Here is a 17,085-nt window from a genome sequence, read left to right as displayed (position 1 = left end):
CTAAATGAAAATTTACACCCAACGACTTGAAGATATTTCTCCTGATCAGGCATTTGAAACGGTTGAACTGACTTTTGATACCCGCCAAAAATCCCGCTTTCGAGCGGCTTTAGCGAGTGGCATCGATATTGGTGCGGATTTACCGCGTACTGGCATTTTGCGTAGTGGTTCATATATTGCAACGCAAGAGGGCGATGTATTACGTGTTGATGCCAAGCCTGAGCGATTAATGCAAGTCACTTCTCAAACCGATTTTGATTTACTTAAAGCTGCCTATCACTTAGGTAATAGACATGTACCGTTAATGTTGACCCCTGCAGCTTTGTATTTTGAGCCTGATCATGTGCTTGCAGAAATGGTAGAAGGTTTAGGACTTACAGTTTCAGAAACTGATCATCCGTTTGAACCTGAAAGTGGTGCTTATGCGCAGCATAGTCATGATCATCGTTTAAGCCCAATCAAAGCTTTACATCATGTCCATTCATAGTGCCGCGCAATTACTGCAACTGCTGACACTGTCTTCTACGGCATTGCCAGTTGGGGCGTATTGTTATTCACAAGGGGTGGAAACGGCAATTGATATTGGCCTAATACATGACGAAACCTCAGCAATTGCTTACTTTGAAGAAGTTCTTGAAATGCTGTTAGTACGGTTTGAGTTGCCCGTATTAAAGCGTCTCATGCAGCATCATGATGACTCAGAACAGTTTCTGGTTTGGGCAAATTTGTATAAGGCAAGCCGAGAAAGTAAAGAACTTTTGGCAGAATCTCAACAGCTGGCATTTTCTTTAAATGCGTGGATTAAAGATGTTTTAAAAAAAACAGTTGAGGTTAAAAAGCAGTTTGGTTTCGTACCAGTCTATGCACAGCTTTGTGGCCGACTCGAACTCAACGAGATGGATGTACTTACGGCTTATACCTTCACTGTTTTAGAAAATCAGGTTTTAGCTGCAGTAAAAACTGTTCCTTTAGGACAGATGGCTGGGCAAAGAATTTTATGGCACTTACATGGTTTAGTACCACAAGCGGTAGAGAAAGCTTTGAAGCTTAATGACGAGCAATTGAGCAGCGCTTTACCTCGTTATGCCATGCTGAGCATGAAACACGAAACACAATATTCACGGTTATTCAGATCTTAAGTTTAGGAAAAAGGATAAAAATCATGACAGAGCGTAGTCCATTACGAGTTGGAATTGGCGGACCAGTGGGTTCGGGTAAAACAGCACTTACACTTAATTTATGTTTAGCCTTGCGTAATAAATACAATATGGCTGTGGTGACAAATGATATTTACACCAAAGAAGATTCAAACTTCTTAACCCGTAATGAGGCGATGTCACCAGATCGTATTGTGGGGGTAGAAACTGGTGGTTGCCCGCATACCGCAATTCGTGAAGATGCTTCAATTAACTTGGCTGCAATTGATGATTTGTGTGAAAAATTCGAAGGCTTAGAACTTATTATCATTGAAAGCGGTGGGGATAATTTGGCAGCGACATTTAGTCCTGAACTTTCTGATTTAACTCTATATGTGATTGATGTGGCTGGTGGTGAAAAAATTCCTCGTAAAGGGGGGCCGGGGATTACCAAGTCAGATTTACTCATTATTAATAAAACTGACCTTGCGCCAATGGTAGGTGCAAACCTTGATGTAATGGACCAAGATGCGAAACGCATGCGCGGAGAAAAGCCATTCTTATTTTCAAACATGAAAACACAAGATGGTCTTGAAGAAATTATCCAATTTATTGAGAAACAAGGGCTGTTTAAAGCTTAAGGAGAGATTATGGACTTCATGAAAAAATGGAGTGTAGCGCTCCTTTCATTATTGCCGGCTCTTGCAATGGCCCATCCGGGACATGACCATGCACATTCTGGTTTTATGGCAGGCTTTATTCATCCGTTTACCGGTCTAGATCATTTAGTCATGGCTTTAGGTTTTGGTGTCTTGTTGTGGTCAGCTGCTAAACAGTGGAAAATTGCTGGAGTCATTGCCTTAAGTACTACCTTAATTGTAGGCTTTTTAATAGGTGCTCAAGGTTTGGTACCAGTTAATATAGCTGAATACGGCATTGTTGCTTCTTTAGTTATTACAGCAATTGCTCTATGGACAAAATCAAATAAAGTTCTACCAAGTGCTGCGGCTTTGCTTGCAAGTTTCCATGGTATGGCTCATGGTGTTGAGTTAGCGCACGCGGGGCATATTGTTGCATTAGTAACTGGTATGGTTGCTGGTATGGCGCTCATCTATTTGGGTGGATTGGTGTTGGGTGCTGTGCTTACCCGATATGTGCCATATGGCAAAAAAATTGTTGGCGCCTGTGCAGCAGTTGTTGCAGTGATTGGCTTAAGCTAACTAAAACCTTGCAAAAAAAAGGTAGCTTTGAGCTACCTTTTTTATTCGTTTACTTTCTGGTAAAGCCCCGCGTGAACTGTACCAGCTTTAGTGGTTTTAACTTGTTGCCATGTGGCTGGAAGATGAAGCTGAGATAAATCTCGGTCAGCTTCAACGTAAATATACCCATTTTTTTTAATATGAGTCTCGGCCAAGTTCGAGAGCTCATGCCATAAATTAAGACTATAGGGTGGATCTAAAAAAACCACATCGAACTGTTCTTTTAAGCGGGGTAGAGCTTGTTGAGCCGTTGCATTAATTAGATGACAGTTTTGGGCTTTTAATAGTTCAATATTATCTTTTAAAAATCGTGCCTGAGTTTTGTCAGGCTCAATCATATAAACAGATGCAGCACCACGTGACAGAGCCTCAAAACCTAATGCACCAGAGCCTGTACAGATGTCGAGAACTTGAGCATTTTGAATATCCCACATGAGCCAGTTAAATAGAGTTTCGCGTACTCTATCTGGGGTTGGGCGTAAGCCATCAATGCTAGCGAAAGGCAGTACTCGTCTTTTCCATTCGCCGCCAATTATACGTAATTGATTTTTCATTATTCATCGGCCTCATTGGTAGCAGGACGAGCAGGAGCAGCTTGCGGTGTTGATGCTGCTGGTTTGTTGGTGGTAGCTGTAGCCGATGCTGGACCAGAACTTTCACCGCCGCTTGGAAGTTCACCTGGTTTAATCCCTGCTGTCATTACCCCGCCATTGACTTGGTGATTTGCTGGACGAATCGGGTTTTTCTTACGAGTTAATAGCCAGTAATCAAAGACAGGTCTTGCAAGTTGAGCAGCTGAACCACCATGACGACCATTTTCCCAAATGACTGCAATCGCAATTTCAGGTTTTTCAGCAGGGGCAAATCCAACGAATAAACCATGGTCAAGTTGACGTTCACTCAAGGCTGCTTCGTTATAGCGTTTACCCTGTGCAATACTCTTAACCTGTGCTGTACCTGTTTTCCCTGCAATTTGGTAGAGGGGAGTACGAATACCGCGGCCAGTACCTGATTGAATTACATCAATCATGGCATCACGCATTTGAATCCAGTCTTCATCCGTGCCGTTGAATTTGATTTTGCCATCAGGCGCATTACGTACCGTAAATGGTTTTGCACCATGCGTTGCGCGTAAAACATGAGGCGTTACATGAGAACCATGATTTGCCGTAATTGCTGTTGCCATCGCAAGCTGTAATGGAGTGGCTGTAAACGCGCCTTGACCAATACTGACAGAAATAGTTTCACCCTTCATCCATTTCGCTTTACGCGTACGCATTTTCCATTCAGGACTTGGATAAAGGCCTTCACTTTCACTTGGTAAATCGACACCTGTTTTTTGACCAAATCCAAATTGGCGCATCCATTGGTTCATTTGATCAATACCCATTTGATGGGCAAGAATATAAAAATAGGTATCACATGACATAATGATGGCTTTATGCATGTTCACGATGCCATGACCAGATTTTTTCCAGTCACGGAACTTATGTGAATCACCTGGTAGATGGAAATAACCAGGGTCAGAAATTGCCGTTGACCAGTCTACAATACCGTAGTGTAGGCCACCCATTGCTTCCATTGGTTTAATGGTAGAACCAGGGGGATATACACCCTGCACAGCACGGTTATAAAGAGGTTGGTCTAAATTGTCACGTAGTGAACTGTAGTCAGTATGACTAATTCCAGTCACAAACAAATTAGGGTTAAAACTTGGGCTAGACACTAAAGCTAGAATTTCACCTGTACGAGGATCAATAGCGACAATAGCTCCACGACGACCTGCGAGCTGCTGAGAAGCGACAACTTGTAAACCGTAATCTAAAGATAAATAGAGGTCATTACCGCGAGTAGGGTCTTTACGACCTAAATGACGTAATACATTACTATGCGCATCTGCTTCAACAGATTCATAACCGGGTGTTCCGTGCAATAGGTCTTCATAGCTTTTTTCAACACCAATCTTTCCAATTAGGTTCGTCCCAGCATATAAGTCTTTATCAATACTTTTTAATTCTTTGTCGTTAATACGGCCGACATAGCCAATCACATGAGCAAATAACTCACCGTGTGGATAATAGCGAGTCATTTGTGTCTCGATTCTAACACCCGGAAACTTATATTTGGCTTCACTAAATTTAGCAATATTGGCTTCAGTTAGATTAAGTTTAATCGCGACGCGTTCAGTTTTACGGGCAGTTTTTATACGGCTTTTAAAACGGTCAATATCTTCTTGTGTTAAATCTAAAATAGGCTGTAATTGCTCAATGACACTATCAACATCTTCTACATCTGTTTTACTTAAAGTTGCTGTAAAAACAGGATAGTTATCTGCTAGTAATACACCGTTTCGGTCATAGATATAACCACGAGCAGGCGGAAGTGGTTGTAAGCGAATTCGGTTTTTGTCAGATGCAGTCGAGAATTCGTCGTAGTGAAAAATTTGCAGGTAAGCGTATCTGCTAATTAAGACTAATAAGCAGATGGTCACGATCCCTACGGCAAAAAAGATACGACCTCGATAAATGCGCTTTTCTTGCTGGATATCTTTTAAAGGAAAGTGCTGTTTCATAAGGATCGACTTAATGACATAGGGTAGAAAAATAGCTGCTTATTCTAACGCAAGAGCGCTTAAAATATTGCACAATTTTCAAAGTTTCATTGCATTTTAATAAGATACTTTTTGACTTTGCAGACAACAAAATTGTAGATACTTGTATATAAGAAGCAAAATAATTCTGTTAAAGTCTCTCATTCAATAGAATAGGGTTGTTCTCACCATACGATTAGGGAAAATGGAGAAAATAATGAGAAAAATTTATCCCTTACTTGCAGTTTTGACAGTAAGTAGTTGGGCCCATGCTCAAGACTACTCGTTTCTTCCGGAAGCAAAATTAGCAGGACATAATGCATCTACCTGGAATGTGGGTGCAGGCGTTACTCAAAAATTATTACATCTTAACGGTGAGTGGGTAAATCCGTATGGTATTGCCTATGCCAAAGCCGGTGCATTTTTGAATGGTGACAAAACCGCTGGTGGTCAAGTTGGCTTCCGATACCCTTATTATCTTACTGGCACAGACAAAAATGGTTACTATATCGGTTTCTATGCTGGTCATCTTGATAGTAAAGAGGTCGATGGTGATTTTAAATCCCGTTTAGGTGCGGGTGTTGATTTAGCCTATGTGTGGTTAAATTCAGAAAGAATTAGCACTTTTAGTGTGGGTATCGGTGCGGCTGAAAAATTAACCGACCAGAACGGAAATGTTGCTGCAGATACGAAACCACAAATTCAATTTTCTTATTCTCTAAGTTTTGGTTTATAAAACAAAGCAGTTTATCGTTAACTCGCCATAAGCAGAGCACAAATAAATACGAGAGTCTTACATGTTAGAGTACGTCAGTGGATTGTGGCAGACCTTTTTACACAGACCTGATTTTTGGGCCGTTTTGAGTATTATTCCTGTAACGGCTTTTGTCACATGGGCACATGTGTGGATGGCTTTAAAAATGGTATTTTACCCAATTAAATTTTGGGGATTCCATTTAGGACCCTTGCCAGTAGGTTGGCAAGGTATTGTGCCACGTAAAGCAGGACGTATCTCTGGGATTATTACCGATAACACTTTATCTAAATTGGGTTCATTGCGTGAATTTTTAGAAGCAATGGATCCTGAAGATATGGCCCGTATTATTGGTGAACAAGTCGGTTTTGAACTTGAACATCTTATTGATGAAGTCATGATCGATCGTAATGCTGTGCTTTGGGAAAATCTACCTTATTCAATTAAACGCCGTATTTATGCTCAAGCACATAAGCAATTGCCGGGTGTGCTAAAAGAATTAGTGACTGAGCTGACCATGAATGTAGAGTCACTGGTTAACATGCGTGAAATGGTCGTGAGCCAGATGGAAGGTGATCGCCGTTTAATGGTACGTATGTTCTTAAAGGTAGGTCAAAAAGAAATTAACTTTATTTGGCATATTAGTGCACTGATTGGCATGTTCTTTGGTATTTTCCAAATGGTGGTTTGGTTTGTAGTACCATGGCACTGGACAGTACCATTTTGGGCTGCAATTTGGGGCTTTTTAACTAACTGGATCGCAATCTGGATGGTATTTAACCCAATTGAGCCGCATTATATTCGTTATCCACAGATTTTTAGATTAACAAAAGATCGTAAGTTTCCATGGATTGTACCAGTTCTTCGAATTGGGACTTATAATGTCCAAGGCGCTTTTATGAAGCGTCAAGAGGAAGTCTCTGATGTATTTTCGAGCGTAGTCACAGAAGATTTGATCACGTTAAAATCGATTATGACCGAAATGATGTATGGGCCGCGTAAAGATAAAACGCGCCGCATTGTTAAGCGTCATATTAACGAAATCATGGAAACTCCGTTAGTTCGCACCTCTTTACAGCTTTCTTTAGGGCCAAGAGAGTACGCAAGATTAAAGACGGACTTGATTGATCGTTCAATTGAAATTACGATGGGACCCGTATGTGACCCAGCACTGAACGCAAGCCGGGCACAGAAGATTTTTCAAATGTTTAAAGAGCGTATTCGTGAACTAACACCAAAAGAATTTCAGAATTTATTACGTCCTGCATTTCAGGAGGATGAGTGGATTCTTATTGTACTAGGTGGGGTAACCGGATTTATTGCTGGTACAATACATTTGTTTGTGGCTTTCTTATAATTCGATGTCAGGCAGGATCTATTGAAGATTAACGAGACTTTTTCTGCCGGACTTCATATTCATTGTTTTAAATGAGGATGTTTTTTATGCGCATTATTTTACTCGGACCACCTGGAGCAGGCAAAGGGACTCAGGCTCAGTTGATCTGTAAGCGCTACAATGTCCCACAAATTTCAACCGGTGATATGCTCCGTGCTGCGATTCGTGAAGGTACTGAATTAGGTCTAAAAGCTAAAAGTGTAATGGAATCTGGTGGTTTGGTTTCAGATGAACTTATTATCGGTTTAGTAAAAGAACGTATTGCTCAACCTGACTGTGCAAATGGCTGCATTTTCGATGGTTTCCCACGTACTATTCCACAAGCTGAAGCTCTGGAAAAAGAAGGGATTAGCATTGATCACGTGATTGAAATTGATGTTCCTGATGAAGAAATCGTAAAACGTCTTTCTGGTCGTCGTCAGCATCCAGCTTCTGGCCGTGTTTATCACACTGTATACAATCCACCTAAAGTGGAAGGCAAAGATGATGAAACTGGTGAAGATCTTGTTCAACGTCCAGATGACCAAGAAGAAACAATCCGTAAGCGTTTAGCGTCTTATCACACTGAAACTGAGCAATTGGTTGGTTTCTATCAAGGCCGTGCTGCTTCTGGTGAAAATGCTCCAACTTATGACAAGCTTGATGGCTTGCGTACAATTGAAGATGTACAAAAAGATTTGTTCAACATCTTAGACAAATAATTTAATATTGTTTGTGATAATGAGCCCTCTTTGTGAGGGCTCTTTTCTTTCATTAAGTGCAGGAGAACAATATGAAAATCATATTGATTTTGGTGGTATTGCTGAGTCTGGCACTAGTAATATTTTTGGCTTTTCAAAGCTATAAAATGCTAAGACAGGTTCAAAAACAAGCAAAAGAAGAGCGTAATGAAAAAAAGCGTCTAAAGTAAGTTTGATTGGGTATGATCCCTATACCCAACCATATTTTTAAGCTTCAATATTTTTAATGGCAATTTGCTTTTGTGCACCAAATTCAAAACGATCAGGCCAGTTACAGACATCTGCAACAACACATTCTGCACATTTAGGTTTACGGGCGATACAACAATAACGACCGTGTAATATGAGCCAGTGATGTGAATCTAAAATAAATTCTTTAGGAATGACTTTAATTAAGCGGTGCTCAACCTCAAGAACATTTTTACCTATTGCTAAACCAGTTCGATTTCCCACTCGGAAAATATGAGTATCGACAGCCATGGTGGGTTGTCCGAAAGCCGTATTTAAAACCACGTTAGCTGTTTTACGCCCGACACCCGGTAAAGCTTCTAAATCTTTTCTGTTGCTTGGAACTTCGCCGTTAAATTGTTCCATTAAAATCTTACAGGTCTTGATGACATTTTCGGCTTTTGCGTTATAGAGACCAATTGTCTTGATATATTCCTTTAACCCATCTACGCCCAAGTTATAGATTTTCTCGGCTGTATTCGCCACAGGGTAGAGTTTATCAGTTGCTTTATTAACACTTACATCGGTCGCTTGAGCTGACAACATAACTGCAATAAGTAGCTCAAATGGAGATGAATATTTTAACTCGGTTTGAGGTGAAGGTCGTTGTTCGCGAAGGCGTTCAAAGAAAATTTGAATCTGCTTTTTCGTCATATTCTTGACGGCCATTCAGACCTCCTGTAATTGCATGAGTTGCTGTTGAAGTTCTTCAAGTTGAAGACGTTTTTTAGTATCTTCACGTACACTGAGTTGTTTTTCCAGTTTCTTAATTTGCGTACGAATTTTCGCTAACTCAATTGTAGTTTTTGCATCAGTTGACACAACTTCTTTGGGTTTCTCGATGAGCTCGATTGAAGGTACTTCATCAAGTGCCTGAGAGAACTGGGCAAACAGTTGGATATCAATTTCAGCACGTACTACAGGCCCTTTACGGTGAGTACGACGTTTTTCTTCGCGCTGAATGTGAGCGTAATAACGTTGTCTTAAATCATTTTGTTCAGCGATACGCTGTTGCTCATTTGGTAATACTTGCGTGTCTTCGACCAAATCAATGCAATCTACCGGACAAGGTGGAATACATAACTCACAGCCTGTACATAAGTCAGTCAAGATGGTATGCATGAGCTTACCACTTCCAATAATAGCATCTACAGGGCAAGCACTAATACATTTGGTGCAACCAATACATTCATCTTCCCGAATAATCGCTTTCATTCGCTGGGGACGACCATCGGCCTGTACAGGCCATACGCTAGTTTCAGCGGTTAATACAGGACGATTTAATAGATTTGCGAGTGCATCGGCTACAGGCTGACCACCTGGAACGCATTTATTTGCTTCTTCACCTTCAGCAATCGACTTTGCGTAGGGTAGACATCCATCACGATGTCCACATAAACCACACTGAGTCTGTGGTAATAACGCATCAATCTCGCGTATGAGAGAAATAGATGAATTCATAGTGGGCAAATAGCTTGGTTAAAACGATGCGATAATGAAGAAAAACCTAAGTAAGGTCAATGGATTTTAATGAATTTATTGGCTTTTTGATTGACCTAAAATGTAGCTAATATTGCACAATAATAGATCAATAAAAATGAAAAGATTAATGAATATTTCTTATTTTTAAGTAGTTTTTCTAAAAATAAGTTTTTGATAATTAAGATAAATAAAATAATTTAAAATAAGTATTGTTAAAATTGATGGAAAGGGATTTAATATTTTGCTGCTAAATGATGCATTTAAAAATGTATTGCACCAATTTAATTCATTACTATGCTGAGGACCGTGCATTGAAATACAACAACCTGAATGAATTCCTGAATTACGTGCAAGCGCGTGATCCGCATCAACCTGAGTTCTTACAAGCTGTCGAAGAAGTCATGACGAGTTTGTGGCCATTTATTGAAAAAAATCCGGAATATGCAGAGCAGGGATTACTAGAACGTTTGGTTGAACCAGAGCGTGTGATTCAATTCCGTGTTTCATGGATGGATGATCAAGGCCAGACTCAAGTTAACCGTGCTTTCCGCGTTCAATACAATTCAGCAATTGGTCCATTCAAAGGTGGAATGCGTTTCCATCCGTCGGTCAATCTATCAATTTTAAAATTTTTAGGTTTTGAGCAGACTTTTAAAAACTCACTTACTACTTTACCAATGGGTGGCGGGAAAGGTGGTTCAGATTTTGATCCTAAAGGTAAATCTGATGCTGAAATTATGCGATTCTGTCAGGCACTCATGATTGAGCTTTATCGCCATTTAGGGCCAAATACGGATATTCCTGCGGGTGACATTGGTGTGGGTGCGCGTGAAGTTGGTTATATGGCAGGTATGATGAAAAAGCTGAGTAATGACACCGCTTGTGTCTTTACCGGTAAGGGAATTTCATTTGGTGGTAGCTTAATGCGTCCTGAAGCAACTGGTTATGGTACGGTTTATTTTGCAGAAGAAATGCTTAAAGCCCGTGGACAATCTTTTGCTGGTAAAACTGTTTCTGTTTCAGGTTCTGGTAACGTCGCACAATATGCGGCGGAAAAAGCAATGTTCTTAGGAGCAAAGGTTGTTACCTTGTCGGACTCAAACGGCACAGTTTATTTAAAAAATGGTTTTACAGATGAGTTACTTGCTGAAGTAATGGAACTAAAAAACGTTAAACGTGGTCGTATTTCCGAGTTTGCTTCTAAACATGGTTTTGAATATTTTGAAGGAAAAACGCCTTGGCATATTCCTGTCGATATTGCTTTGCCATGTGCTACGCAAAATGAATTAACAGGTGAGGACGCTAAAACACTTATTTCTAACGGTGTCATTTGTGTAGCTGAAGGCGCTAATATGCCATCTACACTTGAAGCAGTTGAACATTTTATTGAAGCTAAAATTTTGTATGCGCCAGGTAAAGCATCTAATGCGGGTGGTGTGGCAACTTCTGGTTTAGAAATGTCTCAAAATGCAATTCGTTTAGGCTGGACCCATGCTGAGGTCGATGAACGTTTACATGCAATTATGAAAGACATTCATGCCAACTGTGTAAGATATGGTACTAAAGAAGACGGTAGTGTGAACTATGTAGACGGTGCCAATATTGCAGGTTTTGTAAAAGTTGCTGATGCAATGCTTGCTCAAGGTATTTTCTAAGATAGAAATAAAAAATCCGATGCATAAGCATCGGATTTTTTTAGTCTAAAAACTTATTTTTTAGGTTTTTTAACTAACTCTTGTTCTACAACCATATCTAATACATCTGCTTGACTAGATTGGTCTGCAGCTGGGTTTTTCACTTCAAAACGTTTTACACGCAAAATTACGCGTTGGTCCGGTTTATGTTCAAACCCTTCGATTTGACCGTAATATAATGACCAGTTTTTGTCAGCGTAAGTTTTAACACCTTTGTCATCATATTTAATTTCACGAACTTGCATACAAGTTTGTGGCGCAACACCAGTACAAGATTTAGTTTCTGGAGCAACTTCTAGGAAAACTGTTTTTCCTTCAGATTGATATTTTGCTTCAGGTGTCATTTTACCAGTGAAAGTATATTTCTGACCTTGAGCATCAGATACTGTCAATGTTGGTTGATCAACATTTGTAGTATTGAGTTCAAACGGAACTGCACGTTTTTGGAAGAGGCTGCTAGAGAACTGTTCCTGTTTCATTAAAGCAGGTTCACATGCCATCATTGTCGACATTACGTCAGCTGTTACAATCGTATTATTTTCAACTTTCCAAGTTGTTCCTTGGCGGTTACAACCTGTTGCGATAGATAAACGATCATTTGTAAAGTTAAGAACGATTGGCTTTTTAGTATTTTCAGGCTGATATGACCAAGAGTAATCTGTTAAAGCTTGAGTATTAACTGCTTTTTGACCTTGGAAAATGTGTTTTTGACCAGTTTTATCTGTCACCGTTAAAATCACCTGACCATTAGTGTTGCTAATTTCAATTGGTAATTTTGCTTCATTAAAGATGCTAGTAGAAAGTTGTTCTTGTTTCATTAAATCATCTTGGCAAGCCATCATCGTTGAAACAAGATTAGAAGTAACAAGTTGGTTGCCTTCAACTTTCCAAGTACCGCCTTGGCCATTACAGCCCGTATTAATGGCTAATTTACCATCTGCATTAAAGTTAAGAATAAGTGGTTTAGAAGCTTTTACATTTTGATAAGTCCATGCATATTCACCTAAAGTGGTTGCAAGGTTTTGTTGTTGCTCAGAAACAATTGGAGCAGGAGTATTAGTAACTGTTTGACACGCCATCAAAGAAAAAGGTAATAACGCAAGAATTAAATATTTAATTTTCATTTAAAAACTTCAAGTAAAAAAACAACAGTAATAAGCTTAAAACATTCTTAAAAAAAGAAAATGTAAACATTTGATTGTTTCGGTTTTTAAAATGTATAAGTTTGTAAATTATTCTAATTTTCAACAAAAATAATGGTATACCCCGCAAAACGGGGTATTTCTTAATAATTAATCAAAACGATAGATGTCCATTCCTAATGAGCCCATTGTGAAGCTACTATGAACAATCGTAAAGCGATTGCCTGTACCCATAGCAAAAAACAAAGGTGCAAAATGTTCAAGCGTAGGGTGGTTGCGTTTCACAAACGGCAGTGATTGCCAGTCTAAAACTCCATCATAATCTTGATGGGAAAGCTTATTAACGACAGTATTTCTAAAAGTTGAAGCCCATTCAGGAACTTTAGAGTTGTCTCCTTGCCAAGATAACTCTGCAAGATTATGAGTAATACTTCCTGAACCAATGAGTAAGATTTGTTTATCACGTAAAGGGGTAAGCGTTTGTCCTATACGATAAATTTCTTGTGCACTTAAATTTGATGGCAAAGAAATTTCGACTACAGGAATGTCTGCATCTGGGTACATATGCAATAAAGGCATCCATACGCCATGATCACGAGGACGGGTACTATTGGCATGTGCAACAAAGTGAGCATCGGCCAATAATTTTAAGATTTCTTCTGCTAATGCTGGTTCGCCAGGCGCACTGTAGCGAATTTCATATAACTCTTTAGGAAATCCACGGAAGTCATGCCATGTTTCAGGACGAGTCGAAATGCTCACTTCAAGTGCTTTACTTTCCCAGTGCGCAGACATCACAATGATTGCCTTAGGTATAGGAAGATTTGTGCCTAAACGGTGTAGAGCAGGTCCCACTTGTTCTGGATCAAGTGCAAGCATGGGCGAGCCATGGGAAATAAACAGTCCAGGAAGGGTTTGTAGTTCCATTTCATTACACCTGAGTTGAAAAGCAGAATAATAGTCATTATGCCAAAATCAGGACATGTTAAAAGTATCCAGATTTCAACGGATTGTTCTTAAAATGAAACGTTTGTTCCTTTTATGCACGGTGATAAGGATGATTGTGATTAATACTCATGGCCCGATATAGTTGCTCGATTAATAAAACACGTACCAACGGATGGGGCATCGTAAGTTTTGAAAGTGACCAATGCCAAGCGGCAGCTTTACGTACCTGATCTGACAAACCATCTGGACCGCCAATCGCAAGTGCTACATCATTACCCTCAAGCATCCATTGTTTCATTGTATCAGCTAATTTTTCTGTACTTAGTTCCCGACCACCAACTTCAAGAGCAATTAAGGTTTCATTCGGTTTTAAAGCATTTAAAATACTTTCGCCTTCAATTTGGCAATACTTTAAAATATCCGCTTCTGAATCATTCTTACCACGTTTGGCCATAGGTAGTTCAATAACTTGGGTTTGAACAAAAGGTTGGATGCGTTTGAAATAATCTTCAAAACCAGTAAGAACCCAAGCAGGCATTTTTTGACCAATGGTCAGAATACGAATTTTCATGTTATCTATTCATTCAAATACAGCTGGCGCATTATACCTGATGAATGAAAGTATCTGACGATCTAAAAAGCTGGCATAAAAAACGCAGTCCAAAAAACAGTGTTGGACTGCGATCAAATGATCATCTGTCTGGAGTTCAGATGATCATAGAGAATAAAAACAAGGCTATCTAAGAATTAGATAGTTAAGAGTACTCATTTATTTAAATACTCTTATTACCTATTATGAGGATGGTTGGATATTTTTCAATCAAATTGTGTAACAAAAAAAAGAGAGCCGAAGCTCTCTCTTTTTTATTTTTTAATTAGTGACGTGCTGCTTTTGAACCTTCCACCGGTTTTACAATCGGTGTTTTAGGTAAAGGCTTTGGCATCGAAACTAATGCTAAAGGTAAGATGTCATCAATACTTTTCACAGCTTTGATTTCCAAACCTTCTTTAACATTCGCAGGAATTTCTGCTAAGTCTCGAACGTTGTCTTGAGGAATGAAGACGAGCTTAATTCCACCGCGGTGTGCTGCAAGAAGTTTTTCTTTTAAGCCACCAATACGCATTGCACGACCACCTAAGCTTGTTTCACCAGTCATTGCAATATCAGGACGAATTGCAATACCTGTAAATGCCGATACAAGCGCAGTTGTTAATGCTAAACCAGCAGATGGACCATCTTTTGGTGTTGCACCTTCAGGTAAATGAACGTGTACATCAGTTTCTTCAAAACGAGAAGCTTCAATACCTAATTCATCGGCACGTGTACGCACTAAAGTCATTGCTGTAGTAATAGATTCTTTCATTACGTCACCGAGTGAACCAGTCGTAATGAATTTACCTTTACCTTTGACAGCTGCAACTTCAATGGTAAGTAACTCACCACCTACAGATGTCCAAGCTAGACCATTTACGCGTCCTACTTGTGCTTCATCTTCTGCGATACCAAAGTCAAACTTATGTGGACCTAAGTATTCTGGAAGATTGGCAGAAGTCACATCAAGTTGTAAGTTTTTAGACTTTTTACTTACTGCTTCTTTTACCACTTTACGTGCAATTTTAGACACTTCACGTTCTAAACTACGTACACCAGCTTCACGTGTATAACGTTGAACAATGTCACGGATCGCTTCTTCATGAATTGTTAATTCTTTTGGACGTAGACCATTGTTCTTAATTGCTTTTGGAACAAGGTAACGTTCAGCAATGTTAACTTTCTCATCTTCGGTATAACCCGGTAGACGAATAACTTCCATACGGTCAAGCAAGGCTTCTGGAATATTCATACTGTTTGCAGTACAGATGAACATCACTTCAGATAGGTCAAGATCAAGATCTAAATAGTGATCGTTGAACTTACTGTTTTGTGATGGATCTAATACTTCAAGCAATGCAGAAGCAGGATCGCCACGGTAGTCTTGCGCCATCTTGTCAATTTCGTCGAGTAAGAACAATGGGTTCTTCACGCCAACTTTTGTTAAAGATTGCACAATTTTACCTGGCATCGCACCAATATAAGTACGACGGTGACCACGAATTTCAGCTTCGTCACGTACACCACCAAGTGCCATACGAACAAATTCACGACCTGTTGCTTTCGCGACAGACTCACCAAGTGAAGTTTTACCTACACCAGGAGGGCCTACTAAACATAGAATCGGACCTTTAAGCTTTTTAACACGCGACTGAACAGCTAGGTATTCAACAATACGGTCTTTTACGTCATCTAAACCGTAGTGATCTGTATCGAGAATTTCCTGTGCTTTCGCAAGGTTGATACTCACTTTACTCGCTTTATTCCACGGCGTATCTAAAATTACTTCTAGATAGTTACGTACAACAGCTGCTTCACTAGACGCTGGTTGCATTGCTTTAAGCTTACGGAACTCAGCTTCAGCTTTTTTACGTACGTGTTCAGGTAAATCAGCTTCAGCAAGACGTTTCTCTATTTCAGCAACGTCATCTTCAGCACCGCCATTCATGTCAGAAAGTTCACGTTGAATGACTTTCATTTTTTCATTTAGAAAGTATTCACGTTGGTTTTTTTCCATTTGACGTTTTACGCTGTCATGCAAAGTTTGTTCAATTTGCTGTTCAGCAGATTGATTTACCAAGTAGCTCATAAGCTCTTGCAAATGTGCTTCAAACTCATCGTGCTCTAAAAACTTCTGTTTAATTTCAATATTTAGAGGCACACGTGTTGCTACGAAGAACATGAGTTGTAGCAAGTCTTCAATTTTATTAGCCGCAGCAACGAGTTCGCGTGCATTACGTAATTTTGCTTCAGCATATTGAGCAAATAAAGTACGCAACTCTTGCAAACGAGTTTCTTGAGTAGCTTTATCTACGTTAATTGTCATTGGACTTAAGCTGTGTTCAGCAGTCAAATGACTATCTTCATCGATAATCTTTTCAAGTTTAGAGCGATGTAAACCTTCAATAAGTACTTTAATGCAGTTTTCATCATTCTCATGATTTACGACTTGAACAATCTTAGCGACAGTTCCGTACTGATAAAGGTTATCGTGATCAATTTCTTCTGTAAGCGAATCTTTTTGCGCAACTACAAATACTAAATTGTCACTGTTACGAGCCACATCAACTGCATTGATCGATTTTTCACGACCCACGAATAACGCAATTTGCATGTGTGGGTAGACCACTACATCACGTAACGCTAAAAGTGGTAATACACTTGGAACCTGAGGCTCTAAGTCAGTTTTTTCATTCATAATAAGTTCAGACATGGGCACTCCTAATGAGTGACAACGAGGTTGCCATGTTTTTTATAGTGATGTGTATTTCAAAAATTACAAGGGCCTCTCTATAGAAAATGTGGAAAAAATGACTAATTTAGTCAACTTTTTTATTAAAATATTATGAATCAATGGATTAATTCTTAAGAAGAATAAAATTTTGTAGAAAGGATAGGTAATTTAGCTTAATAATTATGAAATATTCATATAGTAAAAAAGACGTTTGGATGGAAAATAACCATTTTCTTATGTCATTTGTCGGCATTGTATAATTAACAATAATGCAAAACTTATTTAATATTGAACATTAAATAGCCGTGTTAGTATAAGTTGGTAAATCGGTCTGTCACGTAGAAGTAACCATCCTTAGGGTGGTTACTTTTATGATTTTAGGGGGCATTA

At 39.3% G+C, this 17,085-nt stretch carries 17 protein-coding genes; 9 read left to right on the top strand and 8 right to left on the bottom strand.

Annotation, left to right across the window (positions count from 1 at the left end; all coding sequences use genetic code 11):
* The first annotated feature begins 4 nt into the window (after positions 1–4).
* From ureE to J655_RS13160, 4 genes are read left to right on the top strand one after another with little or no spacing between them, the layout of a single operon-like run.
* A complete protein-coding gene (gene ureE, locus J655_RS13175) occupies positions 5–487 on the top strand; it encodes an urease accessory protein UreE (protein ID WP_005802931.1) in 483 nt (160 codons plus the stop codon).
* Positions 474–1,139, top strand: coding sequence for an urease accessory protein UreF (locus J655_RS13170; protein WP_005802929.1), 666 nt, complete (start codon positions 474–476; stop codon positions 1,137–1,139). Before ureE ends, J655_RS13170 begins: the two co-directional genes overlap by 14 nt.
* Positions 1,140–1,162: 23 nt before the next feature.
* The gene (gene ureG, locus J655_RS13165; RefSeq protein ID WP_002117800.1) at positions 1,163–1,777 is read left to right on the top strand and encodes an urease accessory protein UreG; all 615 of its coding nucleotides are present in this window, start codon (positions 1,163–1,165) and stop codon (positions 1,775–1,777) included.
* Between the two features lie 9 nt (positions 1,778–1,786).
* Positions 1,787–2,356 carry a HupE/UreJ family protein gene (locus tag J655_RS13160; RefSeq protein WP_032052475.1) on the top strand — a complete coding sequence of 190 codons (570 nt, stop codon included), beginning with the start codon at positions 1,787–1,789 and terminating at the stop codon, positions 2,354–2,356.
* Positions 2,357–2,397: 41 nt separating this feature from the next.
* Here the strand turns inward: J655_RS13160 and rsmD are convergent, their stop codons facing one another.
* Entirely contained in the window at positions 2,398–2,949 is a 552-nt protein-coding gene (gene rsmD / locus J655_RS13155; RefSeq protein ID WP_005802925.1) for a 16S rRNA (guanine(966)-N(2))-methyltransferase RsmD, read from the bottom strand.
* Positions 2,949–4,967, bottom strand: a complete 2,019-nt coding sequence (mrdA, locus tag J655_RS13150; protein ID WP_032005888.1) for a penicillin-binding protein 2 — start codon at positions 4,965–4,967, stop codon at positions 2,949–2,951. The genes rsmD and mrdA overlap by 1 nt, the downstream gene beginning before the upstream one ends.
* Before the next feature lie 235 nt (positions 4,968–5,202).
* Here mrdA and J655_RS13145 point away from each other — a divergent pair, with 235 nt between their 5' ends.
* The 4 genes from J655_RS13145 (at position 5,203) to J655_RS25755 (ending at position 8,045) form a co-directional block, all read left to right on the top strand.
* Entirely contained in the window at positions 5,203–5,721 is a 519-nt protein-coding gene (locus tag J655_RS13145) for a hypothetical protein (protein ID WP_002117557.1), read from the top strand.
* 61 nt (positions 5,722–5,782) lie between these two features.
* On the top strand, positions 5,783–7,096 hold the full coding sequence (locus J655_RS13140; RefSeq protein ID WP_005070566.1) for a membrane protein: 1,314 nt from the start codon (positions 5,783–5,785) through the stop codon (positions 7,094–7,096).
* 86 nt (positions 7,097–7,182) lie between these two features.
* Positions 7,183–7,836 carry an adenylate kinase gene (adk, locus tag J655_RS13135; protein WP_002117671.1) on the top strand — a complete coding sequence of 218 codons (654 nt, stop codon included), beginning with the start codon at positions 7,183–7,185 and terminating at the stop codon, positions 7,834–7,836.
* A 71-nt stretch (positions 7,837–7,907) separates the two neighbouring features.
* Positions 7,908–8,045, top strand: a complete 138-nt coding sequence (locus J655_RS25755) for a hypothetical protein (protein WP_002117672.1) — start codon at positions 7,908–7,910, stop codon at positions 8,043–8,045.
* Positions 8,046–8,082: 37 nt separating this feature from the next.
* Here J655_RS25755 and nth read toward each other — a convergent pair whose 3' ends face one another.
* Positions 8,083–8,772 (bottom strand): endonuclease III, encoded by a 690-nt coding sequence (gene nth / locus J655_RS13130; RefSeq protein ID WP_017398664.1) that lies wholly within the window; start codon positions 8,770–8,772, stop codon positions 8,083–8,085.
* On the bottom strand, positions 8,773–9,564 hold the full coding sequence (locus J655_RS13125) for an RnfABCDGE type electron transport complex subunit B (protein ID WP_017398663.1): 792 nt from the start codon (positions 9,562–9,564) through the stop codon (positions 8,773–8,775).
* A 272-nt stretch (positions 9,565–9,836) separates the two neighbouring features.
* Here J655_RS13125 and gdhA point away from each other — a divergent pair, with 272 nt between their 5' ends.
* Entirely contained in the window at positions 9,837–11,240 is a 1,404-nt protein-coding gene (gene gdhA, locus J655_RS13120; protein WP_017398662.1) for an NADP-specific glutamate dehydrogenase, read from the top strand.
* 53 nt (positions 11,241–11,293) lie between these two features.
* On the opposite strand, the gene J655_RS13115 is transcribed toward gdhA, so the two are convergent.
* From J655_RS13115 to lon, 4 genes are all read right to left on the bottom strand, one after another.
* Positions 11,294–12,403 (bottom strand): META and DUF4377 domain-containing protein, encoded by a 1,110-nt coding sequence (locus J655_RS13115; RefSeq protein WP_005802909.1) that lies wholly within the window; start codon positions 12,401–12,403, stop codon positions 11,294–11,296.
* 168 nt (positions 12,404–12,571) lie between these two features.
* A complete protein-coding gene (locus J655_RS13110; RefSeq protein ID WP_032005893.1) occupies positions 12,572–13,348 on the bottom strand; it encodes a DODA-type extradiol aromatic ring-opening family dioxygenase in 777 nt (258 codons plus the stop codon).
* A gap of 112 nt (positions 13,349–13,460) precedes the next feature.
* Entirely contained in the window at positions 13,461–13,940 is a 480-nt protein-coding gene (rlmH, locus tag J655_RS13105; protein WP_002054393.1) for a 23S rRNA (pseudouridine(1915)-N(3))-methyltransferase RlmH, read from the bottom strand.
* A 304-nt stretch (positions 13,941–14,244) separates the two neighbouring features.
* Positions 14,245–16,674 (bottom strand): endopeptidase La, encoded by a 2,430-nt coding sequence (gene lon / locus J655_RS13100; protein ID WP_002117591.1) that lies wholly within the window; start codon positions 16,672–16,674, stop codon positions 14,245–14,247.
* Positions 16,675–17,085: the final 411 nt, after the last annotated feature.

It is taken from the genome of Acinetobacter sp. 1294243, assembly GCF_000588015.1.
Taxonomy (GTDB): domain Bacteria; phylum Pseudomonadota; class Gammaproteobacteria; order Pseudomonadales; family Moraxellaceae; genus Acinetobacter; species Acinetobacter pittii.
This window is presented reverse-complemented; position numbering and strand designations above follow the sequence as displayed.

Bases quoted from the DNA above. Each gene is read 5' to 3' on its own strand.
- rlmH (WP_002054393.1), bottom strand. From the start codon at position 13,940: ATGAAAATTCGTATTCTGACCATTGGTCAAAAAATGCCTGCTTGGGTT.
- adk (WP_002117671.1), top strand. From the start codon at position 7,183: ATGCGCATTATTTTACTCGGACCACCTGGAGCAGGCAAAGGGACTCAG.
- J655_RS13170 (WP_005802929.1), top strand. From the start codon at position 474: ATGTCCATTCATAGTGCCGCGCAATTACTGCAACTGCTGACACTGTCT.
- lon (WP_002117591.1), bottom strand. From the start codon at position 16,674: ATGTCTGAACTTATTATGAATGAAAAAACTGACTTAGAGCCTCAGGTT.
- gdhA (WP_017398662.1), top strand. From the start codon at position 9,837: ATGATGCATTTAAAAATGTATTGCACCAATTTAATTCATTACTATGCT.
- J655_RS13140 (WP_005070566.1), top strand. From the start codon at position 5,783: ATGTTAGAGTACGTCAGTGGATTGTGGCAGACCTTTTTACACAGACCT.
- J655_RS13110 (WP_032005893.1), bottom strand. From the start codon at position 13,348: ATGGAACTACAAACCCTTCCTGGACTGTTTATTTCCCATGGCTCGCCC.
- J655_RS13160 (WP_032052475.1), top strand. From the start codon at position 1,787: ATGGACTTCATGAAAAAATGGAGTGTAGCGCTCCTTTCATTATTGCCG.
- nth (WP_017398664.1), bottom strand. From the start codon at position 8,772: ATGGCCGTCAAGAATATGACGAAAAAGCAGATTCAAATTTTCTTTGAA.
- ureG (WP_002117800.1), top strand. From the start codon at position 1,163: ATGACAGAGCGTAGTCCATTACGAGTTGGAATTGGCGGACCAGTGGGT.
- mrdA (WP_032005888.1), bottom strand. From the start codon at position 4,967: ATGAAACAGCACTTTCCTTTAAAAGATATCCAGCAAGAAAAGCGCATT.
- ureE (WP_005802931.1), top strand. From the start codon at position 5: ATGAAAATTTACACCCAACGACTTGAAGATATTTCTCCTGATCAGGCA.
- rsmD (WP_005802925.1), bottom strand. From the start codon at position 2,949: ATGAAAAATCAATTACGTATAATTGGCGGCGAATGGAAAAGACGAGTA.
- J655_RS13115 (WP_005802909.1), bottom strand. From the start codon at position 12,403: ATGAAAATTAAATATTTAATTCTTGCGTTATTACCTTTTTCTTTGATG.
- J655_RS13125 (WP_017398663.1), bottom strand. From the start codon at position 9,564: ATGAATTCATCTATTTCTCTCATACGCGAGATTGATGCGTTATTACCA.
- J655_RS13145 (WP_002117557.1), top strand. From the start codon at position 5,203: ATGAGAAAAATTTATCCCTTACTTGCAGTTTTGACAGTAAGTAGTTGG.
- J655_RS25755 (WP_002117672.1), top strand. From the start codon at position 7,908: ATGAAAATCATATTGATTTTGGTGGTATTGCTGAGTCTGGCACTAGTA.